Annotated in this window: 20 protein-coding genes; 13 read left to right on the top strand and 7 right to left on the bottom strand. The window is 44.8% G+C overall.

The genetic code is table 11. From position 1 onward, the window contains the following. Positions 1-38: 38 nt before the first annotated feature. Positions 39-2,126 (top strand): glycogen debranching protein GlgX, encoded by a 2,088-nt coding sequence (gene glgX / locus ACLD71_RS05425; protein WP_137673510.1) that lies wholly within the window; start codon positions 39-41, stop codon positions 2,124-2,126. On the opposite strand, the gene ACLD71_RS05420 is transcribed toward glgX, so the two are convergent. Both ACLD71_RS05420 and ACLD71_RS05415 read right to left on the bottom strand, forming a co-directional pair. Next, positions 2,123-2,257, bottom strand: coding sequence for a hypothetical protein (locus ACLD71_RS05420; RefSeq protein ID WP_255437875.1), 135 nt, complete (start codon positions 2,255-2,257; stop codon positions 2,123-2,125). The two genes, glgX and ACLD71_RS05420, sit on opposite strands and share 4 nt — an antisense overlap. A 528-nt stretch (positions 2,258-2,785) precedes the next feature. Continuing rightward, the gene (locus tag ACLD71_RS05415) at positions 2,786-5,179 is read right to left on the bottom strand and encodes a DNA polymerase II (RefSeq protein ID WP_411993445.1); all 2,394 of its coding nucleotides are present in this window, start codon (positions 5,177-5,179) and stop codon (positions 2,786-2,788) included. 171 nt (positions 5,180-5,350) lie between these two features. On the opposite strand from ACLD71_RS05415, the gene ACLD71_RS05410 reads away from it, so the two are divergent. Beyond that, positions 5,351-5,944 carry a sugar O-acetyltransferase gene (locus tag ACLD71_RS05410; RefSeq protein WP_411994833.1) on the top strand — a complete coding sequence of 198 codons (594 nt, stop codon included), beginning with the start codon at positions 5,351-5,353 and terminating at the stop codon, positions 5,942-5,944. A gap of 426 nt (positions 5,945-6,370) precedes the next feature. After that, positions 6,371-7,033, top strand: a complete 663-nt coding sequence (locus ACLD71_RS05405; RefSeq protein WP_411993443.1) for a DUF4760 domain-containing protein — start codon at positions 6,371-6,373, stop codon at positions 7,031-7,033. An 88-nt stretch (positions 7,034-7,121) separates the two neighbouring features. Here the strand turns inward: ACLD71_RS05405 and pgi are convergent, their stop codons facing one another. After that, entirely contained in the window at positions 7,122-8,774 is a 1,653-nt protein-coding gene (gene pgi, locus ACLD71_RS05400) for a glucose-6-phosphate isomerase (RefSeq protein ID WP_411993441.1), read from the bottom strand. Positions 8,775-9,341: 567 nt separating this feature from the next. Between pgi and ACLD71_RS05395 the strand changes: the two genes are divergently transcribed. From ACLD71_RS05395 to ACLD71_RS05360, 8 genes are all read left to right on the top strand, one after another. Further along, complete coding sequence (locus ACLD71_RS05395; protein ID WP_235836215.1) at positions 9,342-10,478, top strand: GGDEF domain-containing protein; 1,137 nt, start codon at positions 9,342-9,344, stop codon at positions 10,476-10,478. Further along, entirely contained in the window at positions 10,478-10,750 is a 273-nt protein-coding gene (locus tag ACLD71_RS05390; RefSeq protein ID WP_368411619.1) for a YihD family protein, read from the top strand. Before ACLD71_RS05395 ends, ACLD71_RS05390 begins: the two co-directional genes overlap by 1 nt. A gap of 90 nt (positions 10,751-10,840) precedes the next feature. Continuing rightward, positions 10,841-12,250 carry a cytochrome c oxidase accessory protein CcoG gene (ccoG, locus tag ACLD71_RS05385; RefSeq protein WP_137673505.1) on the top strand — a complete coding sequence of 470 codons (1,410 nt, stop codon included), beginning with the start codon at positions 10,841-10,843 and terminating at the stop codon, positions 12,248-12,250. Positions 12,251-12,255: 5 nt separating this feature from the next. Beyond that, positions 12,256-12,657, top strand: a complete 402-nt coding sequence (locus tag ACLD71_RS05380; RefSeq protein ID WP_411993438.1) for an MAPEG family protein — start codon at positions 12,256-12,258, stop codon at positions 12,655-12,657. Positions 12,658-12,716: 59 nt separating this feature from the next. Next, positions 12,717-13,688, top strand: a complete 972-nt coding sequence (locus tag ACLD71_RS05375; RefSeq protein ID WP_411993436.1) for a serine/threonine protein kinase — start codon at positions 12,717-12,719, stop codon at positions 13,686-13,688. A gap of 8 nt (positions 13,689-13,696) precedes the next feature. Continuing rightward, positions 13,697-14,170 carry a CYTH domain-containing protein gene (locus ACLD71_RS05370; RefSeq protein ID WP_411993435.1) on the top strand — a complete coding sequence of 158 codons (474 nt, stop codon included), beginning with the start codon at positions 13,697-13,699 and terminating at the stop codon, positions 14,168-14,170. 110 nt (positions 14,171-14,280) lie between these two features. Further along, positions 14,281-15,942, top strand: coding sequence for an AMP-binding protein (locus ACLD71_RS05365; RefSeq protein ID WP_137673500.1), 1,662 nt, complete (start codon positions 14,281-14,283; stop codon positions 15,940-15,942). A 93-nt stretch (positions 15,943-16,035) separates the two neighbouring features. Next, entirely contained in the window at positions 16,036-16,641 is a 606-nt protein-coding gene (locus ACLD71_RS05360; RefSeq protein ID WP_137673499.1) for a thiol:disulfide interchange protein DsbA/DsbL, read from the top strand. A 55-nt stretch (positions 16,642-16,696) separates the two neighbouring features. On the opposite strand, the gene ACLD71_RS05355 is transcribed toward ACLD71_RS05360, so the two are convergent. The 3 genes from ACLD71_RS05355 to ACLD71_RS05345 form a co-directional block, all read right to left on the bottom strand. Then, entirely contained in the window at positions 16,697-17,437 is a 741-nt protein-coding gene (locus ACLD71_RS05355; protein ID WP_411993432.1) for a substrate-binding periplasmic protein, read from the bottom strand. Next, positions 17,425-19,104, bottom strand: a complete 1,680-nt coding sequence (locus ACLD71_RS05350) for an ABC transporter substrate-binding protein (protein WP_411993430.1) — start codon at positions 19,102-19,104, stop codon at positions 17,425-17,427. The genes ACLD71_RS05355 and ACLD71_RS05350 overlap by 13 nt, the downstream gene beginning before the upstream one ends. A gap of 76 nt (positions 19,105-19,180) precedes the next feature. Further along, positions 19,181-20,074, bottom strand: a complete 894-nt coding sequence (locus ACLD71_RS05345) for an acyltransferase (protein WP_411993428.1) — start codon at positions 20,072-20,074, stop codon at positions 19,181-19,183. Between the two features lie 169 nt (positions 20,075-20,243). Between ACLD71_RS05345 and ACLD71_RS05340 the strand changes: the two genes are divergently transcribed. Then, on the top strand, positions 20,244-20,675 hold the full coding sequence (locus ACLD71_RS05340) for an HIT domain-containing protein (RefSeq protein ID WP_137673496.1): 432 nt from the start codon (positions 20,244-20,246) through the stop codon (positions 20,673-20,675). Positions 20,676-20,715: 40 nt separating this feature from the next. After that, positions 20,716-20,973: a hypothetical protein gene (locus ACLD71_RS05335; RefSeq protein WP_411993427.1), complete on the top strand. Its 258-nt coding sequence runs from the start codon at positions 20,716-20,718 to the stop codon at positions 20,971-20,973. A 5-nt stretch (positions 20,974-20,978) separates the two neighbouring features. Here ACLD71_RS05335 and ACLD71_RS05330 read toward each other — a convergent pair whose 3' ends face one another. After that, on the bottom strand, positions 20,979-22,598 hold the full coding sequence (locus ACLD71_RS05330) for a methyl-accepting chemotaxis protein (protein ID WP_411993425.1): 1,620 nt from the start codon (positions 22,596-22,598) through the stop codon (positions 20,979-20,981). Between the last annotated feature and the right edge of the window lie 68 nt (positions 22,599-22,666).

Genomic DNA, 22,666 nt, shown 5'->3' with positions numbered 1-22,666 from the left:
ATCTCAGTTATTCAGCATAAAATAAGACAGCACAGTATATGACCTTAAAAACTCAAGCGGGTGTGTCATTTCCACTCGGCGCGACTTACCAAGGTAAGGGCGTAAATTTTAGTATTTTCTCTAAAAGTGCTACGGGAGTAAGGCTTTTTTTATTTAAAGAAGTGAACTCTCGTAAACCTTTTGCCGAAATCTCTTTAGATGCAAACTTAAATCGTACAGATCACTATTGGCATATCTTTGTCGAAGATCTAGAAGTAGGCACCTTATACGGTTATCAAATAGACGGCCCTTGGGAGCCAGAGCGCGGTTTGCGTTTTGACCCAAGTAAAGTCCTGCTCGACCCCTACGCTAAAATTACTCATTTCCCCGATAACTACCTACGCCAAGTGGCTGCACGCCATGGTCACGTTAATACCAACCAGTGTATTAAAGGCGCAGTGGTAGATTCGCGTGGCTTTGACTGGCAAGGCACGCATCCTATTAAGCGCTCGCTGCAAGATACGGTGATTTACGAATTGCACGTAGCGGGTTTTACTAAGCATCCATCTTCGGGGGTGCCAGAGCATAAACGGGGTACTTATGCCGGGGTAATTGAAAAAATCCCTTATCTTAAAGAGCTTGGAGTTACCGCCATTGAACTGATGCCAGTGCAGCAGTTTGATTTACAAGATGCACCACTAGGAAAGAATAACTATTGGGGCTACAGCCCAATTAACTTCTTCTCGCCGCATAACGCTTACAGCTCAGATAAAAGTGTTTGTGGCGCCTTTAACGAATTTAGAACCATGGTGCGTGAGCTACATAAAGCCGGCATTGAGGTGATTTTGGATGTGGTATTTAACCACACCGCAGAAGGTGGCCACGACGGACCTACCTTAAGCATGAAGGGTTTGCAAAACGACACCTACTACATGCTAGAGAATGAGAAACGTTGGTATAGCAATTATTCTGGCTGCGGCAATACTTGTAATGCTAACCACTCAGTAATGCGCCGGATGATTCGAGACGCACTGCGTTTTTGGGTTAACGAAATGCATGTAGACGGCTTCCGTTTCGATTTAGCCTCGGTACTGGCGCGTGACTCTAAAGGTCATGTAATGAAAGAGCCGCCATTGCTATGGTCAATCGATTCAGATCCTTCGCTCGCCGGCACTAAAATTATTGCCGAAGCGTGGGATGCCGCAGGTCTGTATCAAGTCGGTGAGTTTGTTGGCGACCGTTGGAACGAGTGGAATGGTAAATTCCGAGACGACGTACGTTCGTTCTTCCGCAGTGACTCCGGCGTAGTGGGTAAATTTGCTTCGCGTTTATTAGGCAGCCCAGACATTTACTACAAAGATAACCACTCGCCACAGCGCTCAGTTAACTTGGTGACCGCTCACGATGGTTTCACCCTCAATGATTTAGTCAGCTACAACGATAAACACAATCTTGAAAATGGCGAAAACAATCGTGATGGTGACAACCACAACATTAGTTATAACTATGGTGTAGAAGGGCCAACCTTAAACCCTAAAGTGAATGACTTGCGCGAACAGCAAATGAAGAACTTCTTTGTTACCTTGCTGCTGTCGCTAGGTACACCAATGATTACCATGGGCGACGAAGTTAAGCGTACTCAAGGTGGTAATAACAATGCCTATTGCCAAGATAACGAAACCTCATGGTTTGATTGGACCCTAGTGGACAAAAATCCAGAGCTACTGCGTTTTGTGCAAGAGCTGATTAAGCTGCGCCGTTACGACGATGTGCTGGAAGAGAAAATTCACTTAAGCCTGTCAGATGTGATTCACGATGCCAATATTGAGTGGCATGGGGTAAAACAAGGTCAACCAGATTGGTCTGAGAATAGTCACTCTGTTGCCATGACCATGTTAGACCCATATAGCAAAGATCGCATGTATATGGTGTTTAACTCCTACTGGGAAGAGTTAGAGTTTGAAGTTCCAAGCATTGAAGGGCATTGGTTTATGCTGGTAAATACTTCCGCAAAATCGCCAGAAGATGTGTATGACTTTAAAACGGCACCTATGCTCGAAACCGGTTCGGTTAAAGTCGCGGCGCGCTCGGTAATGATATTTGTGGCTAACCCGCAAATAGAAAAACGTATTGAGGATGTCTGCTAAGCAGCTTTATCTGTAATAAGGGCTGGGCAATGCTTAGCCCAAGATGGGTGGGAAGCGTGTGAATAGCTAAACACGCTACCCAACATCAACACCAATAATAAAACCCGCACACCAATCGATAAAAACGCCATGTTCTGTTCCTCTTTGCCTCCGTCCTTGTGAATGTTTGTTTATTTGCTATCAAATGATTTGAGAGCAGTATTAACGGAAAGTTTCACTTTTTTAATAGCTTACGGATATTTGTTTGATAAAAGTGACTCAGGTTGGATTTTTATGCTGAGATAACAAATTCTTGTTGTATTCGTAATTAGTCAGTTTTTGTTACTTGTTCATATTCATAATATCGGCCTGAATTCAGCGCATTGCTGGGTTAACTTACGCCACTTAACCATGGAACTAGCAAGGTTGTTAGGTTCATCGAAGTGAGCGGCACTACTGATGTGAATGAGAACGAATATTTGCTCACTGTTATCGCAGTGAATAGTTAAGTGATAAGCAAACGGAACAATATTACTGTGAATACTCAGAAACTAAATAAAGCGCTCTATCAAAGGACCATGCTGCTGCGAACGATACTAGCATCGGTTACCTTATTGCTGATGGTAAGTTGCACCATGGAAGTCAATGCAGGCAATATCGCACGAGTAAAAACAAGCGATTTAAAACAAGCCTAATTGAGCGCTGGTGATTTGCTCAAAATCTAAGTTAATAAAAGGCAAAATTCCATCGGCAATTGGCTGCAATTGTTTATCTAAGTAGTGCTGATAATCAATTTGGTTAATACGGTTAGTAATGGGTTCGGGGCCATTTATGGTCATCCAATAAGCAATGCTACCCTTGTTTTGATATTGCAGTGCTTTGCCTAAGGCTTTGTTATGTTCATCGGCTAGGCGCGCTGCTCGTACTTGAGGCGGTACATTTTTTACATATTCGGCTAGCTTGCGGCGTAGTCGTTTTCGGTAAATGAGCTGCTGATCGAAATCTCCCGCCATTAGCTGTTCCACAGTATCTAATACAAACTGTCGCGGATCTTGGTCTGCAAACAAACGCTCTAACAGGCCCGTTTGAAATATCTTAGCCATTTCGGTCCAATCAGAACGCACCGTTTCTAGGCCTTTAATTACCATTTGGTTTTGCGAAGTTAAACCGGCGTAGCGTTTCTTGCTACCAGTTTCCGAGCCACGAATGGTGGGCATTAAGAATCGCGAAAAATGGGTTTCAAACTCAATTTCCAAATGGCTGTCTAGTTGCATCTCATTGGCCAATTTTTGCTGCCAATATTGATTTATGCCCTCCGCCAGTTGCTGGCCAATCTGTTTGGCTTGCTCTGGATTCACCTCTTGGTTTAGCCACACAAAGGTAGAATCGGTATCGCCGTAAATTACTTCATGACCTTGCTTGACGATCCAATCTGCGGTTTCTTGCATCAGCTGGTGGCCGCGCATGGTAATTGAGCTGGCTAAGCGCGGATCGTGAAAACGGCAACCGGTCGATCCCAGCACTCCATAAAAACTGTTCATTAAAATTTTAATCGCTTGCGAGCGGGCACTGTCTTTATCGGCTTTGGCTTGATCGCGCTGTAACCACAGCTGATTAATAATATCTGGTAAGAAGTGTTTGTCACGGCTAAATAATCCCCCTCTAAAGCCCTCAACGGCCTTCTCTGGCTCAGCTAGGCCTTCAATAAGCCCTAATGGGTCAATTTTAAAAGTACGAATGATAGAGGGATACAGGCTCTTAAAATCCAATACCAACACATTTTTGTATAAACCCGGTTTAGAGTTCATTACATAGCCGCCGGGGCTATCGGCCACAAAGTCGCGGGTTAAATTAGGCGCGACATAACCGGCGCGGTGCAGCTTCGGCAAATACACATTGGTAAAGGCGGCCACCGAGCCACCGCTTCGGTCTAACATCAAGCCGGTGAGCTGGCTGCGCAAACACAAATATTCCAAAATCTGGGTGTGTTTAAAAATATCTAATACCAGTTTGCAGTCTTCGAGGTTGTAAGCTGCTAATTGCGGCTTGTTATGGGCGAAGTTGTGGTTAATTTCGGCCATACGGTCGTGTACTTCATCCACTAACTTGCCACGATTTAATAGCTGCCGAGCAACATTCTCTAGGCTAAAACTATCAAATTGGTAAGTAGCCGACTTTAGTGAATCGATACCGTCCACCACCACGCGCCCAGGAATACTAATAAAGCCAGTATGTTCATTATCGCTGCGCTCGCGCCAACGGGCTGCCCCTTGCTCACGGCCAATCGCCAGTTTTAAGCCATGTAAGGCAGCGCGTTTTACCAGCAATCTAAAATCAAAATTGATGACATTCCAACCAATTATGATGTCCGGGTCAATGCTTTGAAATTCAAGTTCTAGCTGCTTTAGCAGAGCATATTCGTTGGCTAGCCAAGTGATGGGCATATCGGCGGCTTGCTCGGGGCCGATCATCAATACTCGTTGGTAGTTATCGCTGTATAAACCAATCGAATATAGCTGGCCTTTTTCGCTGCATTCTATGTCTAGCGATAATACTGACAGCGTAGGCGTATATTGGACAGTTTTGATTTTGGCCTGTTGCACTGCCGGATATTGCGGATTAGTGCTTTGCTCGCCAGCAAAGGCCATACTGCCATAGCAAAAACGCTCGGTAAGAAAGCGCTCATGCAGTTTTATGTCGCTTTCAAAACAGTGTAAACCGGCCTGTCTAAGTTGCTGGGCTGCGTTGTAGTGCTCGTCTATGCTGGCGAAGTAACAGGCGCTGATGGCTTGATGCTGAAAGGTGTTTAGCTCAAGCTGCTGATGTTTCGCCAGTGCATTCCCTAGCACGTCTTGTACTTGTGGTAGTTCTGCGCTTAATACAAAAAATACCGGCTGCTGGTTATTTACCTCTAGGCGGATTGGCCCATTGTCGCTGGCCAGCCACAATTGAATACAGGCTCGGCCTTGACGATCGTAACTATTGGCGGTGAGTAAAAAACCTTGTCCTTGCCGCTGCTGGCGCGTCACTACTAAGCACTCTTTGGCTGCTATTTCTGCTGGGCAACTTAGCATAAACGCTAGCTGCTTAGCCAATTTAAGCGCTGGCTTATTACTTTCTTTGCTCTGATATTTGTGAATAGTGGTTTATGTTGCCAGCCTAATAGACAAGCCCTCATTTTGCTTGCACAGTGGTTAAATACATCGAGCTGGCTGGAGCAACAAGTGACAACACAATTTGAACGGATGATCGCAGGGTTAAGCTTTAATCGTTGGGACAAAGACTTAGCAGATCGCCGCCTCGCCACGCGGCTTATTACCCATCGCTTTAACCAAACTGCACCAGATGAAGCCGAATTGCGCGAAACCTTGGTGCGTGAGCTATTTGTTGAAGTAGGTAAAAACATCGAGGTATGCCCACCACTCACAGTGGATTATGGCGATACGGTGTTTATTGGCGACGATGTATTTATTAATACCAACTTCACCTTGGTAAATTCCGGCAAAATTACTATTGGTGATCGGGTGATGATTGCGCCCAATGTCAGTTTGTTCTCGATTAATCACGCTTTAGACCCAGAGCTACGCAAAACCTACATTAATCAACAAGGCGAGCGAGAGGTGATCGACTACCCAGCGCCAATCACCATTGGTGACGATGTATGGATCGGCGGTCATGCAGTGATACTAGCTGGGGTAACAGTTGGCAATGGCTCAGTCATCGCTGCTGGCGCGGTAGTGACTAAAGATGTGCCTTCGAGCGTATTGGTGGGAGGCAATCCGGCTAAGGTGATTCGCGAGATACAAGCGGGTGAGACGGTGCGCCAAGCAAGAGCTTAATTACAGGAGAGATTTGAGCAAAATAAAGTAATTCTGTCCCTTTTATCCCCAGCAATTGTGTATGACATAAGATACAGTGGCAGAATAAAACGCTAATGAATGAGTTAATTAAGGGCTAACAACTGAATGTTTAGTGCTATAATTATGCCCCTCAAAAGGGCTGGTATTAGATAATTACTTTGATCTCGGTGTTTGCATATGCTGACGTCACAGTCTATATTGGTACCATAAAGGCGCAGAAATGACCCAAGCGCATTCTATTTTTGTATACGGAACGAGTTTCAATAAAAACGGAATTTAGGATTAGATATTATGTATAGAGAAGAAGATTGGGGCTTTTAAGCCATAACGCCTAATGAATTTTTTTAAAAAGAGAGCATTATATGCTCTCTTTTTTTGTTTTTATCAATAACAGGTTAGCTCTCTATGGATAAACCACAGAGTTATTTTTGGATATTAGTTGTATTTAGCTCGGTCTTGTTAGCTGGTTTTTGTATATCTAGATATCTAGGGAGTAGTTTTTACTCTGCCGGTGCCATCATAACATCGGCAACAATTGCACTAACTGCAGCAATGATTGGAGTTAAGTATCAACGCCAAACTGCAAGGGAGAGTAACACTCTTAGTTTTCAAGACTCTCTCGCCTCTGACTCAAAATATTCAGATTCATTAAATTTAGTTAAAAAGGCAATTCGAGAGCGAGGCAAATTGAAAATAGAACACTATGCTGATGACACTTACAAAGCTTACGGACATAAACAGTCCGATGAAGTATCTGCGGCTATTCGATATGTGTTAAATAAATGGGAAAGAGCGGCGCTAGCTATGCAGCATCGTATTTTCGATGAAGAGTTTTTATACAAAGCCCATAAATCTATGATTCTTGATCTCGGTATCTATTTCCGCATGTATATTAGCAAACTCCAACAAAGCAATGCGTCTTATTACTGTAACTTCAATTGGTTAGTTCTAAAGTGGTCAATTAGACGAGATAGCTATCAAGAAAACGAGACTAAAAAGAAGTTGATTATAGTTTGGAAAGAACTAGACAAAATACAGCATGGTAAAATTCATGCAAAAGACAAATAAAACAAGATCTATGCCATTCGTATTGAGCAGAAAAAAAAGCTGGCCTAGGCCAGCTTTTTGCATTTAACGCGTTACATAAAGCGGAGGGTTATTTCCAGGCTTTAAAGGCGTTAATTAAACCATTGGTTGAGCTGTCGTGGCTATCTACTGATTCGCCGTCTTTTAGCTCTGGTAAAATTTGGTTAGCTAGCTGCTTACCTAATTCTACGCCCCATTGGTCGAAGCTGAAAATGTTCCAGATTATGCCTTGTACAAAGATTTTGTGTTCGTACATTGCTACCATGGCACCTAAAGAGTACGGGGTAATTTTCTTAACCAAGATTGAGTTGGTTGGTTTGTTACCGGTGAATACTTTAAACGGTGCTAGCTCAGCTACTTCGGCGGCTGATTTACCGGCTGCTACTAACTCTGCTTCTACGGTTTCGCGCGACTTACCAAAAGCTAAGGCTTCAGTTTGGGCGAAGAAGTTAGACATTAGCTTCGAGTGGTGATCAGACAAGGGGTTGTAGGTTTGCGCTGGTGCAATAAAGTCACAAGGGATCAGTTTAGTACCTTGGTGAATTAGCTGGTAGAACGCGTGCTGGCCGTTGGTACCCGGTTCGCCCCAAATAATTGGGCCAGTTTGGTAGTCTACAGGGTTGCCGTTGCGGTCTACATTTTTACCGTTAGACTCCATGTCGCCTTGCTGGAAGTAAGCAGCAAAACGGTGCATGTATTGGTCGTAAGGTAAAATAGATACGCTTTCTGCACCGTAGAAGTTGTTGTACCAAATACCTAGCAAAGCCAAGATAACCGGCAAGTTTTGCTCTAATTCGGTTTCTGCAAAGTGTTTGTCCATGGCGTGTGCGCCATCTAACAACTCGATGAAGTTATCGAAACCAACCGTTAGCGCTACTGAAAGGCCAATTGCCGACCAAGAAGAGTAACGACCGCCTACCCAATCCCAAAATTCAAACATGTTGTCGGTATCAATACCAAACTCTGCTACGGCTTTACCGTTGGTAGATAGCGCGGCGAAGTGCTTCGCTACATGTGCTTCGTCGCTGGCGGCTGCTAAGAACCAATCACGTGCGCTGTGTGCGTTAGTCATGGTTTCTTGGGTAGTAAAGGTTTTAGAGGCTACCAAGAACAATGTGGTTTCTGGGTCTACTTGCTTAAGTGTTTCAGCAATGTGAGTGCCGTCTACGTTTGATACAAAGTGCGTAGTAATGTGCTCTAGTTTGTAGGCACCTAGCGCTTCGGTAATCATTACTGGGCCAAGATCAGAACCACCAATACCAATGTTTACAATGCTGATAATTGATTTACCGGTGTAACCTTTCCACTCGCCAGAGTGAATTTTTGCGCAGAAGCCTTTCATCTTCTCTAGCACTGCGTTTACACCCGGCATTACGTCTTCGCCGTCTACCATTACTGGGGTATTGCTGCGGTTACGTAGTGCGGTGTGCAATACGGCGCGACCTTCAGTTTGGTTGATTTTCTCGCCCGAGAACATGGCTTTAATTGCGCTGTCTAGCTTGGTTTCTTTGGCTAGGGCAAGCAATTGTTGCATGGTGTCTTCGGTGATGAAGTTTTTTGAGTAATCTAGCAAGATTTGCTCGTTAAACGATACAGAGAAACGGTTGAAGCGGTCTGAATCAGCGGCGAATAGCTCGCTAAGTTGAACCTCTTTTTGTGTTTCGAAATGTGCTTGTAACGCTTTCCAAGCCTGTGTAGTAGTTGGATTAATGTTGTCCAGCATTGACCTTGTTCCTTAGATGCTTTACCTAGTTGACCGAGTTGCAAGATTATTGACCAATATACTTGCGGGTAGCACTTTACCCTTTCTGGGAAAAAGGACGCAAGCAATCAGATCAATATTGTTATCAAGCCTGCGATTTATTTTAGCTAAGTTTGATGGATTTGTGGTGAATGTGCCTAACTACAACAATTTTTGGCAGGCAACGGCTGGCTGATTAAGTTGCTTTGTGGAGATTTAACAATGCCTATATGTAAGAAGCTACCCTAAATTCGCTGCTTTAACTTGCAGAACTAAAGATGTGAGACTGAGTTTTTGAGGGCTATTCCCTTTTAGTTGTTTGTTGTGGGGCTTGCGCTATTTCTTCTGATAAAAAAGACATTTACGGAACAACCAGCAAGCCAAGCCTTAAAGTCATTACTAACTGAAATCACCATCAAAATTTTGTGATCTCGCCTTGTGTTTTAAGCTGATGTGAGCGAGGGTTTTTCTGTTCTCGTTGTTCTAGTTATTGCTACAATGCACACAAATTATTCGCCACTCCTTGTAAGGGTTCTGTTTTTGCGCAATGTGCAGCTACAAGTAAACACTGAAAACGCTCGCTATTTGCTCAACAATGGGCGGCTGGTGGCAATAATGACCGCAGTGTATAGCCTGATTTGGTGGGGCTTGTTTACGCCGCATTATCAGTCTAATTCTCATATGTTGTGGTTAGTGTTTATGCTGGTACTGTCGGCGGCATTTTACTTTTTTGCCCGTTATCAAACAGACTTTTCCTCTGATGCTCAACCGTCTTCCCAGTTAACCCGCTACTTTAGCCTCGCTACCAGTAGCGGAGTATTGTGGGGAGTGGGCATTTTATTGTTTATGCCAGAGTTGGCAGGTGCGGAACGGCTATTATTAGTAGTGCTGGTGGGCGCCCTATTATCTTTAGTGGTGGTGCCAAATTTACTGAGTATTCGTAGCTTTAATGGTTTTAGCATCCCCATTTTATTGGCCTTGCTAGTGAGTGTGGTTGGCGGCGAAAAAACTGAACTGGTGGCCTTTTTAGTGCTGTTGGTGTGCTGGGCGCAGCTCAACATTGTATTGCGCCGCGCTGAAACCTTAGTTAAAGACAACTTTTCCGAAGGGGCGCTTAACCGCGTTAAAGCCTTAGAGCTGGAAGACAGCCACGCTATTATGCGCCGCCAAAGTGAGCGCGATTCGTTAACCGGTTTGTATAATCGTGCGGTGTTTGAGCAAACCTTATCGTTGCACTGGCGTTTGAGTAGCCGAGCCAATACTTCTTTGAGTTTATTGCTGATCGATGTTGATTTCTTTAAGCCTTATAACGATCATTACGGGCACGTTGCTGGCGACCAATGCTTAACTATGGTGGCCAACTTGTTCACCGAAGCGCTGCAGCGTGAAGATGACATAGTGGCGCGTTATGGTGGCGAAGAATTTGTAATGGTATTGCCCAACACCGATACCAAAGGTGCATTGCAAGTTGCCGCAAGAGTAAGAACACTATTGGCCGAGGCGCAGCTACGCCACGAATATTCGGCCGCAGCCAGCTATGTTACCGTGAGTATTGGTGTGTCGTGCTTAATTCCGGTAGCCCAGCAAAGTACCAAAGAGATCGTAGACAAGGCCGACAAGGCCCTATATAGAGCCAAGCAGCTAGGCAGAAACCAAGCTGTAGTGGCCGCCCGTGGAGAAGTATAATGAGTATGCAGTTACATCGTATTGAAGAATTAATCGATTTACTCACGCCGGTTTGGAAACAACAACCGGAGTTAAACTTAGTGGAAATTATCACTCAAATCGCCGACCAAGCAGGTTTTGACAAACCAATGAGTGAACTTACCGACGACGTGCTGATTTACCAATTAAAAATGCTAACCATTGGTAAAGAGGACATGATTCCTGGCATCGCTAAAGATTGTGAAGATGATTTTAAAACTGCTTTACTTAAAGCACGCGGCGTAAAAGTGTAATGTCTTAAGCGGCAATTGTTTCTCAATTGCCCGTTTTTGCTTAAGCAAAGGCATCAGTTCCACCAGTGCCTCCCTCAAAAGGATTGAGTGATGAGTGAACGAATTCCTGTAAAAGATGTGAGCCCAAAACCCAAAGCCGCTAAAAAGCGCGCGCCGGTTGATCGATATAATCCCCAAGAACAAATTTATGTGCGCGAGCAAAAAGGCGTATTTCAGCGTTTGCGTAAATACATGGGCTGGGTGTTTATCGCCGCCTTTGTGATTGTACCGTTTATTCCTTACGGGGATCGCCAAGCTATTTTGTTGGATATGGGTGCGCGCCAATATCACTTCTTTAGCTTAACCTTGTGGCCGCAAGACTTACTCTTGTTGGCGTGGTTTTTCATTATTGCCGCCTTTGCCTTGTTTTTTATTACCACCTTTTTAGGCCGTGTGTGGTGTGGTTATTTGTGCCCACAAACGGTGTGGACCTTTATTTTTATTTGGTTTGAAGAAAAAATAGAGGGGAGTGCCAACAAACGGAAGCGACTCGATCAGTCCAGTTGGAACTTCAATAAAATATGGCGAAAAACCGCCAAACATACCGCGTGGATAGGTGTGTCGGTATTTACCGCCTTGTCGTTTGCTGCCTACTTTGTGCCTGTTACTGAGTTGTGGAGGGATTTCTTCACGCTTAATGCCAGCAGTGCCGTTAACTTCTCAGTGATTTTTTTCACCGTGGCTACATACGCAAATGCCGGTTGGATGCGTACTATTGTGTGTACTCACATGTGCCCCTATGCGCGCTTCCAGTCTGCGATGTTTGATAAAGACACCTTTATTGTGGCTTACGACACCGAGCGCGGAGAGAGCCGCGGCCCGCGTAAGCGAAGTGCCGACCCTAAAGCCTTGGGTTTAGGTGACTGTGTTGATTGTGATTTGTGTGTGCAGGTGTGCCCTGCGGGTATCGATATTCGCGAAGGTTTGCAGTACGAGTGTATTAACTGTGGTGCTTGTATTGATGCTTGTGACCAAACCATGGAGAAGATGAATTATCCAAAAGGGCTGATTCGTTATACCACCGAGCATAATTTGGCTGGGCAAAAAACTGATATTTTGCGACCCAAGCTGATTGGTTACGGTGTTGTACTCACCCTAATGTTAGTGGCCTTCGTCTTTACCCTGTTTAGTGTTAAACCAATGCAGTTAGATGTATTGCGTGACCGGGGCGCTTTGTATACCGAAAACTCCGAAGGCTTAGTGGAAAACTCTTACACCCTGAAAGTGATTAACAAATCTTCTAATGCTCGTGAATTTCATTTAAATGTGCGTGGTTTTGAAGAGGTAGAGTGGATTGGCCAGCAAATTGTTACGGTGCCAGGTGGTGAGGTGTTTAGTGTGCCTATTACCCTAGCCAGTGACCCTTACCTGTTTAAACGCTCGATTGTTGATATTGAGTTTGTACTAGAAAGCGGTGACGACCAGTTTATTCAAGCTAGCCGCTTTATTAGTGGTGGCTAAGCAGTATGCGATTGGTATTGGCTTGTTTTGCCACCTTGCTGGTGCTGCCTTATCTATTGGCAGCATGTGGCTCGGTGGTACGAAAACGTCAATTGGGGCGGGTTGATAATCTTAATCCGCGCCAACAAGCCTCCCAGTTAAACAGTTTTGGTCAACGGATTTATGCCGCCCAGCAAAATGCCTGGGAGGCTATTATCCTCTTTGCCGGTAGCTTACTGATTGCCCAACTCGCTGGCCTCGATTTTCAGCTTATTCAAATCCCCGCGTTGTTGTTTCTAGCCACTCGCTTAGTGCATCCGGTGGTATATGTTTACGGCTTAGCCACATTACGCTCGCTAGTGATGGCGGTAGCGTGGGCAAGTTGTATTTACATCGTGGTTCAAGCATTTAGCCAGCTAAGCGCTTAGTCGCTGACAACCCCTTTTACTGCTACACTGCGCCGATAATCTCTTGTTGAAGTCATGCCATGAGCGCCTTTCTATTTGCTGAACTGCATCCCGATTTAATCCTCGATGCTATTGAATCTCAGGGGATCTTCCCCAGCAGCGGTTTACTTGCCTTAAACTCTTACGAAAACCGGGTTTATCAGTTTAAAGCGGAAGATGATCTGCGTTATGTGGTGAAGTTTTACCGCCCGGAACGCTGGAGCAAAGCGCAAATTATTGAAGAGCACCAATTTAGCTTATCAATGGCTGAAGTGGATGTGCCCATTGTTGCACCGCTGGTGGTTGATGGCCGCACCTTGTTTGAATACCAAGGGTGGTTATTTACTATTTTCCCTAGTGTTGGTGGGCGCGGCTTTGAGGTAGATAATCTTGACCAAATTGAGCGAGTTGGCCAATACCTAGGGCGGATGCACCAAAAGGTAGGTACAACTTTATTTGAGCACCGTTTATCAATTAATACCGAAGAAATGCTCGACCAACCGCTAGAGTTTTTGCGGGATTGGCTGCCTGAAGGTTTAACCCTGCCGTTTTTTACCATTGCCGAGCAAGTGGCCGAGGCCGCCAAAGCAGCTTACCAACCTAAATCGATTATTCGCCTGCATGGTGACTGCCACCCCAGCAATATTTTGTGGCGAGATGGCCCGATGCTAGTGGATTTGGATGACGCCCGTAATGGCCCAGCGGTTCAAGATTTATGGATGATGCTAGCAGGTGATGATAACGAGCGCCGTTTACAGCTAGAAGTTTTGCTAGAGGGCTACGAAGCTTTTTGTGAGTTTGATATGAGCCAGTTAAGCCTTATTGAACCGCTGCGCGCTATGCGCATGATTCACTATATGGGCTGGTTGGCGCGTCGCTGGCAAGATGCCGCTTTTCAGCGCGCATTTCCTTGGTTTAACTCGCAACGTTACTGGGAAGACCAGATACTGGCACTTAAAGAGCAGTTATCCGCTTTGCAGCTACCGCCTTTATCTTTAACACCCGCTTACTAGGAGCGCTTATGAGTGTTGAAATTGAAAGAAAGTTTCTGGTAAATAGTGATGATTTTATTGCTCAAGCCAGCTCACATACTCGCATTGTACAAGCTTACTTAAGTAGCAATAAACAGCGTACCGTGCGGGTACGTATTCGCGGCCAGCAAGGTTTTCTCACTATAAAAGGTGCCAGCAATGAATCGGGTTTAAGTCGTTACGAGTGGGAAAAAGAGATTCCACTGGCTGAAGCCGAGCAACTGTTAACGCTGTGCGAGCCGGGCGCCATTGATAAGGTGCGCTACTTAGTCACCGTGGCTCAGCACATTTTTGAAGTGGATGTATTTGCTGACGATAACCACGGTTTAGTGGTAGCTGAAGTAGAGCTCGGGAGTGAGCAAGAATGCTTTGAAAAGCCCAGTTGGCTTGGCCAAGAGGTGACAGGACAAACTCAATACTACAACTCTCAATTAAGCCAAAACCCTTTCAAAAATTGGCCTTAAACAGAGTGTTTGTTCACATTACTCTCGCATATTTTCGAATTGTGCTGGCATCCTGCCGCTAGCCGTATAGGATTGATATAAAAGGTGAATAACTTGTAACGAGGTTGTGAATGACAAATTTTGTCACCCCCGTTGATGCAATGATGCATTGGCAAAAGCAGGATCCACAGCGCGTCTACCTCCGTCAGCCTATTGATGGCGTATATCATGAGAAAACGTGGGCTATGGTGGCCCGAGAAGCTGGGCAAATTGCTCAAGGCCTTGTTTCTGAAGGCTTAGAGCCCGGTGACAAGGTCGCCATTCTGGCTAAAAATAGTGCTGAGTGGTTTATTGCTGATCTGGCAATTATCATGGCTGGCTGCATCAGTATCCCTATTTATTCTACCGCCAGTGTCGATACCATTTCCTTTGTACTTAAACACAGTGAAGCAAAATTGCTGTTTGTGGGTAAGTTAGATGAGTGGGGTAAACAAGCCTCTGCAGTGCCGATTGGTTTAAAAACCGTGGCGATGCCTTACCCCACCATGCCTTGCCATATTCAGTGGCAAGATTGGTTAAATGATCTGCCAGTGATAGAAAAAAATCACCTGTGGGATAAAGATGACATTATGACCATCATCTACACCTCGGGCAGTACGGGTGACCCCAAAGGCGCTGAAATCAGCTTTGCTGCTTACCGTTTCGCCAGTGAACAACTGATTGAGGTATTAGAAGCCTCTAGCGAAGACCGAGTGATGTCTTACCTGCCTTTGGCGCATATTACTGAACGTGTGTACATTCAAGGCACTAGTCTCTTTAACGGCCAGTTTAGCGTGTCTTTTGTAGAGTCTTTAGACACCTTCCCTGATAATTTGCGCAGTGTGCAACCTACTTTGTTTATTTCGGTGCCGCGCTTGTGGGCTCGCTTTCAGCAAGGGGTATTTGAAAAACTGCCACCCAAAAAACTTAAGCTACTACTGGCTATTCCTTTGGTATCAGGCTTGATTAAACGCAAAATTAAAAAAGCCTTGGGGTTAAACAAGGCGCGGATTTTAGGCTGTGGCAGTGCCCCAGTAGCGCCTTCGTTGCTGCGTTGGTATCAGTCGATTGGTTTGAATATTTCTGAAGCTTGGGGGATGACAGAGAACCTGGCTTACGGCACGCTTAATGTACCGTTCCGCAGCGATAAAATAGGCACCATTGGCAAAGCTGGGCCGGGCGTAGAGATTAAAATCTCTGAGCAGGGAGAGATCCTCGCCAGAGGCAATGGCATGATGCAGGGGTATTATAAACACGCCGATCTTACCGAAGAATCAATTGTGGATGGCTGGCTGCATACCGGTGACAAAGGCACGCTAGATGACGATGGCTATGTAAAAATTATTGGTCGTTTAAAAGAAAGTTTTAAAACTGCGAAAGGAAAATACGTTGCCCCTGTTCCTATTGAACAGAGCGTGTCGGAAAATTCCATGGTGGAACAAGTGTGCGTGGTGGGTAGCGCAATGACTCAACCTTGTGCTCTAGTGGTGTTAGCTGCAGAAATGAAGCAGCACTCACAGGCACAAATTGAAGCTAGCCTTAACCGAACCTTAAATAAGGTCAACGAACACCTCGAAAGCCATGCTAAGCTGTCGCACGTTATGGTGGTGGAAGAAGATTGGAATGTCGATAACGCCTTGCTCACTCCCACCTTAAAAATTAGACGTAGCCAAATTGAACAGCATTATGCTGAACTTATTCATCGTGAATCAGATACCAAAGTAATGTTTGAAATGGGATCTTGGAATACGTAAATTAGTGTCAAGGCTATAGTCTGCGATTGACCGAGCGAATGCTTATCATTATGCTCGGTTTTTTATGAATTCACTGGAAGGAAATACAGGGTGATGAAAAAGTTACTGATTGGTTTAATGGCAATGCTCGCATTACCAATGGCAATGGCGGCTGATTTTAAAGAAGGCACGCATTACGACGTAATTAAACAAACGGCTACTGCTAAACCAGAAGTTATCGAGTTTTTCTCGTACTACTGTCCACACTGTTTTAAATTTGAGCCAGTGGCTGAGAGCATTAAAAAATCTTTGCCTGAAGGCGTCGCTTTCAAAAAGAATCACGTAAGCTTTATTGGTGGTTCAATGGGTGAAGAAATGGTTCGTGCTTTTGCTGCAGCTGAAATGCTAGAAGTAGAGCCAGCGATTAGCCATGCGATCTTCGATTCAATTCATAACAAACGCCAAAACTTTACCAGTCGCGACGACTTGCGCAGTATCTTTGTTGCTAACGGCGTAGACGGCAAGAAGTTTGATAGTGCAGCGAGTAGCTTTGTGGTGAACGGCATGGTTTCGCAAATGGAAAAGAACACCATTAACTATAAAATTCGCGGCGTGCCTGCATTAGTTGTTAACGGTAAGTACCAAGTAAATACCGGTTCAGTTAAATCAATTGAAGAGTTAAATGAATTAGTTAGCTATTTGGCTAACCTTAAAGGTTAAGTTTACTTGATATAGCTAATAAGGCAGCCTTATGTGGCTGCTTTTTTTATGGGTGTTATAAACCTAAATCTACCTGATACTGCTGTTCATATTTACTTAATACTTGCCCTATTTGGCCGCTCTTTTGTAGTTGATTCAGGCTTTTTTGCAGCTTGTCTAATACCCCTAAGTCACTGTTTTTGTTGCACGCTATGGCCCGCAATGCGCTATAAAAATGGTACTTTTTAGGTGAGATATCTAAATCAAACTGTTGGGCAATATAGGCCGCAGACAATATGTCGCTGGCCCAAGCACCGGTGCGGTGGCGGGTAAGTTTTTTGGCGCTGTTTAAGTTGGTTTTAGCCAAATCAACCGTGATTGAAAAGCTAGTGAGGTATTCACCTACACCGCTGCCAGAGTAGCTGCCGATGCGTAGCTTAGTTAAATCATCAAGACTGGCTAAGTGTTTAGCATGCAACTTACGCTGGTAAATAGCGTAACGACTAATAAACATTGGGCTTATCCAAATAAAAGAACTCTCCCTAGATTGCGTTCGTTCAATAGCAAATACACATTGGTTTGCAGAATCTAAGGCTACTGCGTAAGCGCGTTTAAGCGGCAGTAAGTGCAGCTCTATGTTTAGTTGGCTATGTTGTCTTAGTAGTTTAAGAATATCGATGCTGATGCCTGTGACGCCTTCATCACCTTGAGAGACATAAGGTGGATCGATATAAGTATTAAATACTAAATCGCTGGCTCTAAGCATTTGACTGGAGAGCAATAGGCTGGTTACCAACAACTTAACTAGGGTTGCCATTGTTTAATCAACTCCGAGTAAGCGAGGGTTTTGCCAGGCGGTTTTTCATTTTCCAGTTTGGGTTTTGGTGAGCCCGGGTGGGCTAGCCATAAGGCTTCGTCTTGGCTTGAGATTAGCTTAGGGCTGCAAGCGCCTCTGGTTTCATGGCCTATTTTAGCGAGCGCCGCATCCATGCTTTTGGCTAACTCTTGCATGATTTTACTTACATCTTCCTTCTGGTCACTGGCGCGCCCTATGTATTGCCACCATAAAGCCGATAATGCGGGGTAATTGGGGACATTAAGCCCAGTTGGGGTCCATTCGTTACGCGCGTTACTTTGATAAAACTCAACTAAGCCCCCTAATTCCTCAGAGCGCTGGGTAAACTCGGGAGACATAATATCGCTTTCACGAATAGGGGTTAGCCCTACCATGGTTTTACGTAAAGATACCGTTTTGGCCACGTTGAACTGGGCGTATAACCACGCTGCTTGCTGGCGTTTTAGCGGAGTAGATTTGAGTAAGGTCCATGCGCCTACGTCTTGGTAGCCTGATTTCATGCCCGGCTGCCAGTAAGCGCCGCGTGGTGAAGGTGCCACTCTCCATAAGGGTTTGCCATTGTCGTCGGTAATGGATAAGTCTGGGTGACTTAAATCGGCAGTAAAGGCGGTATACCAAAAAATCTGTTGGGCAATATGGCCTTTAGCGATTTCTGCACCGGCTTCACTAAAGGTCATTTTTTGTGCTTCTGGTGGGGCATAGCGCACTAGCCAATCTACGTATTTTTGTATTGCGTAAATGGCTGCTGGCGAATCCAGTGCGCCACCGCGTTTAACGCTGGCTCCTACTGGGCGGCACCCATGACGGCGAATTCCCCATTCATCAACAGGAAGGCCGTTAGGCAAGCCTACATCGCCCATACCCGCCATAGATAACCAAGCATCAGAAATGCGCCAGCCTAATGAAGGGTCGCGTTTACCGTAGTCCATATGGCCATACACTTTATGCCCGTCAATCTGTTTTACGTGCTTGCTAAAAAACTCTGCGATGTCTTCATAAGCCGACCAATTCACTGGTACCTCAAGCGGGTAGCCATAAATGGCTTTAAACTGTTGCTGCAGTTCTGGGCGAGCGAACCAATCTTGGCGATACCAATATAGATTGGCAAATTGCTGGTCAGGTAGCTGCAGTATTTCGTTATAAGGGCTAGTGGTAAAAGCCAAACCAATAAAGTCATTCACATCTAGGCTGGGCAGGGTGACTTGCTTACCTTGTTCACGCATAAATTCACTTAAGCTGAGAACTTTGTTTGAGCGAAAATGACCACCAATTAAATCACTATCGCTGACATATATATCGTAATAGTTAATGCCTAAATCCATTTGGCTTTGCAGCTTTTTTACCACATCGTCTTCGCTGCTAAGTTCGTGAATCACTTTAATGCCAGTGAGTTGGTAAAACAGTGGGGCAATGACGGTGGCTTCATACAAGTGAGTATTGATACGCTCGGAGATGGCGCGAATAGTTATGCCTTGAAAGGGTTTGGCGGCTTGTTTAAACCAAGCAAGCTCTTCAATTTGTTGTTGTTGGCTGAGGCTGGATGGACGAAACTCTTTAAGCCAAGGGCTATAATCTTCAGCCCAGCTAGCATTAATAAAGCAGCACAAGAACAACAAGATGATACGCAAGTTGTCTCTCCCTAACAGTTCACTCCTATAAAAATAGCAGTAAAATCAGGCTGTCATGGCTGCAAATTGGTCGGAGTTAGTTTTTTAGTACGGATTGTAGATACTGATCCTTGTTTTGCCATGTGTCATCTAACCACAGTTTAAACTGGCGTTTGAAATGTTTGTCTTGCAGGTAGTCGCCCCGTAATTCGTTGCCAATGCTAATGGTGTCTATTTTTACCACCACTTTATCTAGCCGGCCTGCCAGCAAAGCCTTAAAGGGCGGGTGTTGCTCGGTAGTGCCTGGATAGGCCAAAGTAACATCAATAATCTGGTCAAATTGTTCGCCTAAAGCCGAAAGCGTGTAAGCAATGCCCAATGCTTTGGGAGGTAATAGATGCTGATAAGTACTGTGATTTTGTTGTTTGCCTTGAGTAAATCGCGTGCCCTCGACAAAGTTAATCACAGTGGTGGGACTGTTTTTAAACTTTTCACAAGAACGTTGAGTAGAGGCTAAGTCCTTACCGCGCTTTTCTGGGTGCTTAAGCAAGTACTGGCGTGAGTAGCGGCGCATAAATGGCATATCTAGCGCCCAACAAGCCAAGCCCACAAAGGGTACGTATAAAAGTTGCTGTTTTAAGAAGAACTTAGGCATGGGAATACGCGAACCAAAAAGCATGCATAACAACACGATGTCGGCCCAGCTTTGATGGTTGCATATCATCAAATACCAGCTGTTTTTGTTCAGTTGGCTGTTATCTTCAATAACAAACTCTGTGTTGTTTACTAGCCGAAAAATTCCACGATTTATTTCACTCCAACACCACATTAGTTGGTTGGTGACTTTTCCTATCAATGGGTATAGCGGCTTAGGCAGTAGCAGTTTGATAAGGCTACAAACAATAATCAATGAGCCCACTAAGGCGGTATTGATGATGGCTAAACTTGCTGAAAGCAATGTTAAAAAAGGTGTAGGCAAAAAACGTAACATAGTGATCGATATAGCTCTATAGATAGCCTAGGGTCGGTAGTTATTGAGATTTAAATCAGCTTAAATTATGGTTGGCGCCATTCTAGCATTTTTTTTGATAAGCGAAACGCAGACCACTGTATAGTAACTGTCATTGAACGCTGTTTAGTTTCACCATTAGGATTGCCACATGAGTGAGTTTGTTTTACACCCCCAACTGCAAAAAGACGGTATTTGGCTCGGCGATTTTGAATTGTCTCGAGTATTACTGATTAACGATAGTCAATTCCCATGGTTGGTTTTAGTGCCTATGCAAGATGATATTGGTGATATATATCAATTAGATAGTTGCCAACAGGCACAGTTTTGGCGAGAATCTAAACGCTTGAGTGAAGCGCTCATCAAGCTTTATAAGGGAGATAAGCTTAATTTGGCTGCTTTAGGTAATATGGTGCCACAACTGCATGTTCATCACGTAGTTCGTTATCATAACGACCCTCTTTGGCCGCAGCCTATATGGGGAAAACTACCCGCTAAGCCTTATAGTGAGCAAGAAAAAGCCCAGCAAGTGGCTCAATTACACCATGCTTTAGCGCCACTTTGGCAGTTAAAAGCTGAATAGCACACTTTAGTGCACTAAATAAGAACAGTTAGGGAGAACTATGAACGGTTTTTGGAAAGGGTTATTCATCATCATTTTGGTGATGTTAACGGTAAGGTGCGACACCAATAGCTCTTTATACAAAGCTGAAGAGAACGGCATCCGTTTAGAAGCGCCACGATTCTTAGTTACGCCATTTATCTGGGTAGACAAACAAGTCGGTGAACCGATTATATGGGGCTACAACTCGCCGTTTGCCGATGATTACGAGTTTAAATATGCTAAGGCTAGAGAAGACGACGCTCCTCCAGCAGAATAGTTAATTTAGCTAAAACGGAGGTTTTTGAGGTGTAAACTCAGAGCCTCTGCAACACCACTTAAGTGACTATGCACCTGTTGGCTTTGCTGCGCCGCTCCCGCGTTCGCTTCGCTACCGTCGCGCAATACAACAATATTTTGTGCTATTTCATCGGTGGCTTGGCGCTGTTGTTCGGTTGCCACTGCATTGTGTTGGTTACGTTGCTCTAACCCAGACACCATTTGCTCAATTTGTTCAATTTGCTGAATATTTTTCTGAGCTTGCTCGGCCTGCTCAGCTAAGCCATTAGTGGTGCCAACAATCTCTGTTTCGACCGTTTCCGATACTTGCTGCAACTGCCCAATGGTGTGCATGATTTCTTCGGTTGACTGCTGAGTACGTGAGGCTAAGTTACGCACCTCATCAGCTACTACCGCAAAACCTCGCCCCTGTTCACCTGCTCGAGCGGCCTCAATAGCGGCATTTAGCGCTAACAAATTGGTTTGTTCAGAAATAGCATTAATCACATCAATCACAGAGCCGATGTTTTGGCTGCACTCACGTAACTCTTCTACTGCAGGTTTGGCTGAGGCCATTTGCTGCGACAGTTGGTTAAGTTGCTGCACGGTGTTGAGTTGTTGTTTTAAGCTTGTTTGAGCAAGCTCTACAGTTTGCTTGGATACTTGAGCCGTCTCGGCACTATTACTGGCCACTTCTTCAACCGAGCTGTTCATTTCAGTCATGGCGGACGCAATTTGGTCGATTTCGCCAAATTGGGTTTGAGTATTTTGGCGAGTGGTATGAGTGGCTGAGGCTAGCTCAGTATTGGCATCCAGCAAGTTGTCGCTTGAGGCTTTTACGTCCTGCAGTAAACCTTGGGTTTGTTGGCGTAGGCTTTCTAGTTTTACACCAATCTCTGATAACTCGTTATTGCCTTCAATGTGAATGGAATGGTTATAGTTACCCGCTGCTAGGTGGTCAATGGCGCTGGATAATTGGGTCATTTGTCGCTTTAGACTGCGGCTGATTAATACACCCACTATGCCAAATAGGCCAAAAGCACACACAAGGCGTAGTAAGGTGAATAAGTACACACTATTGAGTTCGTCTTCGATTCGGTCAATGTATACGCCGGTGCCAATGATCCAGTTCCAATCATTAACTTGTTTTACATAAGACAGCTTAGCGTGCATCACTTGCGTTTGCGGGTGTAAAAAGTTGTATTCAACTGCGCCTTCGCCACTTCTTCTCACTGTATCGCGCATCGCTTGCCAGTGAGCTAAACCCTTGGCATCACGCACTTGGCTCATATCTCGGCCAATGCTGGCAGGGCGAATTGGGTGCATTAATAGTTTCAGGTCTAAGTCATTCACCCAAAAGTATTCATTGCCTTGGTAACGCAGTTTTGCCAGCGCCGCCAACGCTTGCCGTTGGGCTTCTTCGCGTCCCAGGGTGTTTTGCTGCTGTTGGTAGTGTGATACTAGGCTGGTGGCTAAATCTAAGTTGGTGCTAAGTTGAGTTTCGTAGCTTTGGTAGAGTGTTTGCTTAAGTGTTTGGGTATTGGTCCAAGATTGTATACACACTACCAGTAGCACTAGCGCTGAACTAAGTAGAAATAGATGGGGGATTTTTATTTTACTGAACATAGTTTCACTTCTCGATTTAAGTGCAACTATGTTCAGATAAGGTTGATGTTTTGGGCTTAATTTAGATC

The organism is Agarivorans sp. DSG3-1, assembly GCF_046774965.1.
GTDB lineage: Bacteria > Pseudomonadota > Gammaproteobacteria > Enterobacterales > Celerinatantimonadaceae > Agarivorans.
The sequence above is the reverse complement of the archived record's forward strand: the minus strand, read 5'-3'. Positions and strand labels throughout refer to the sequence as shown.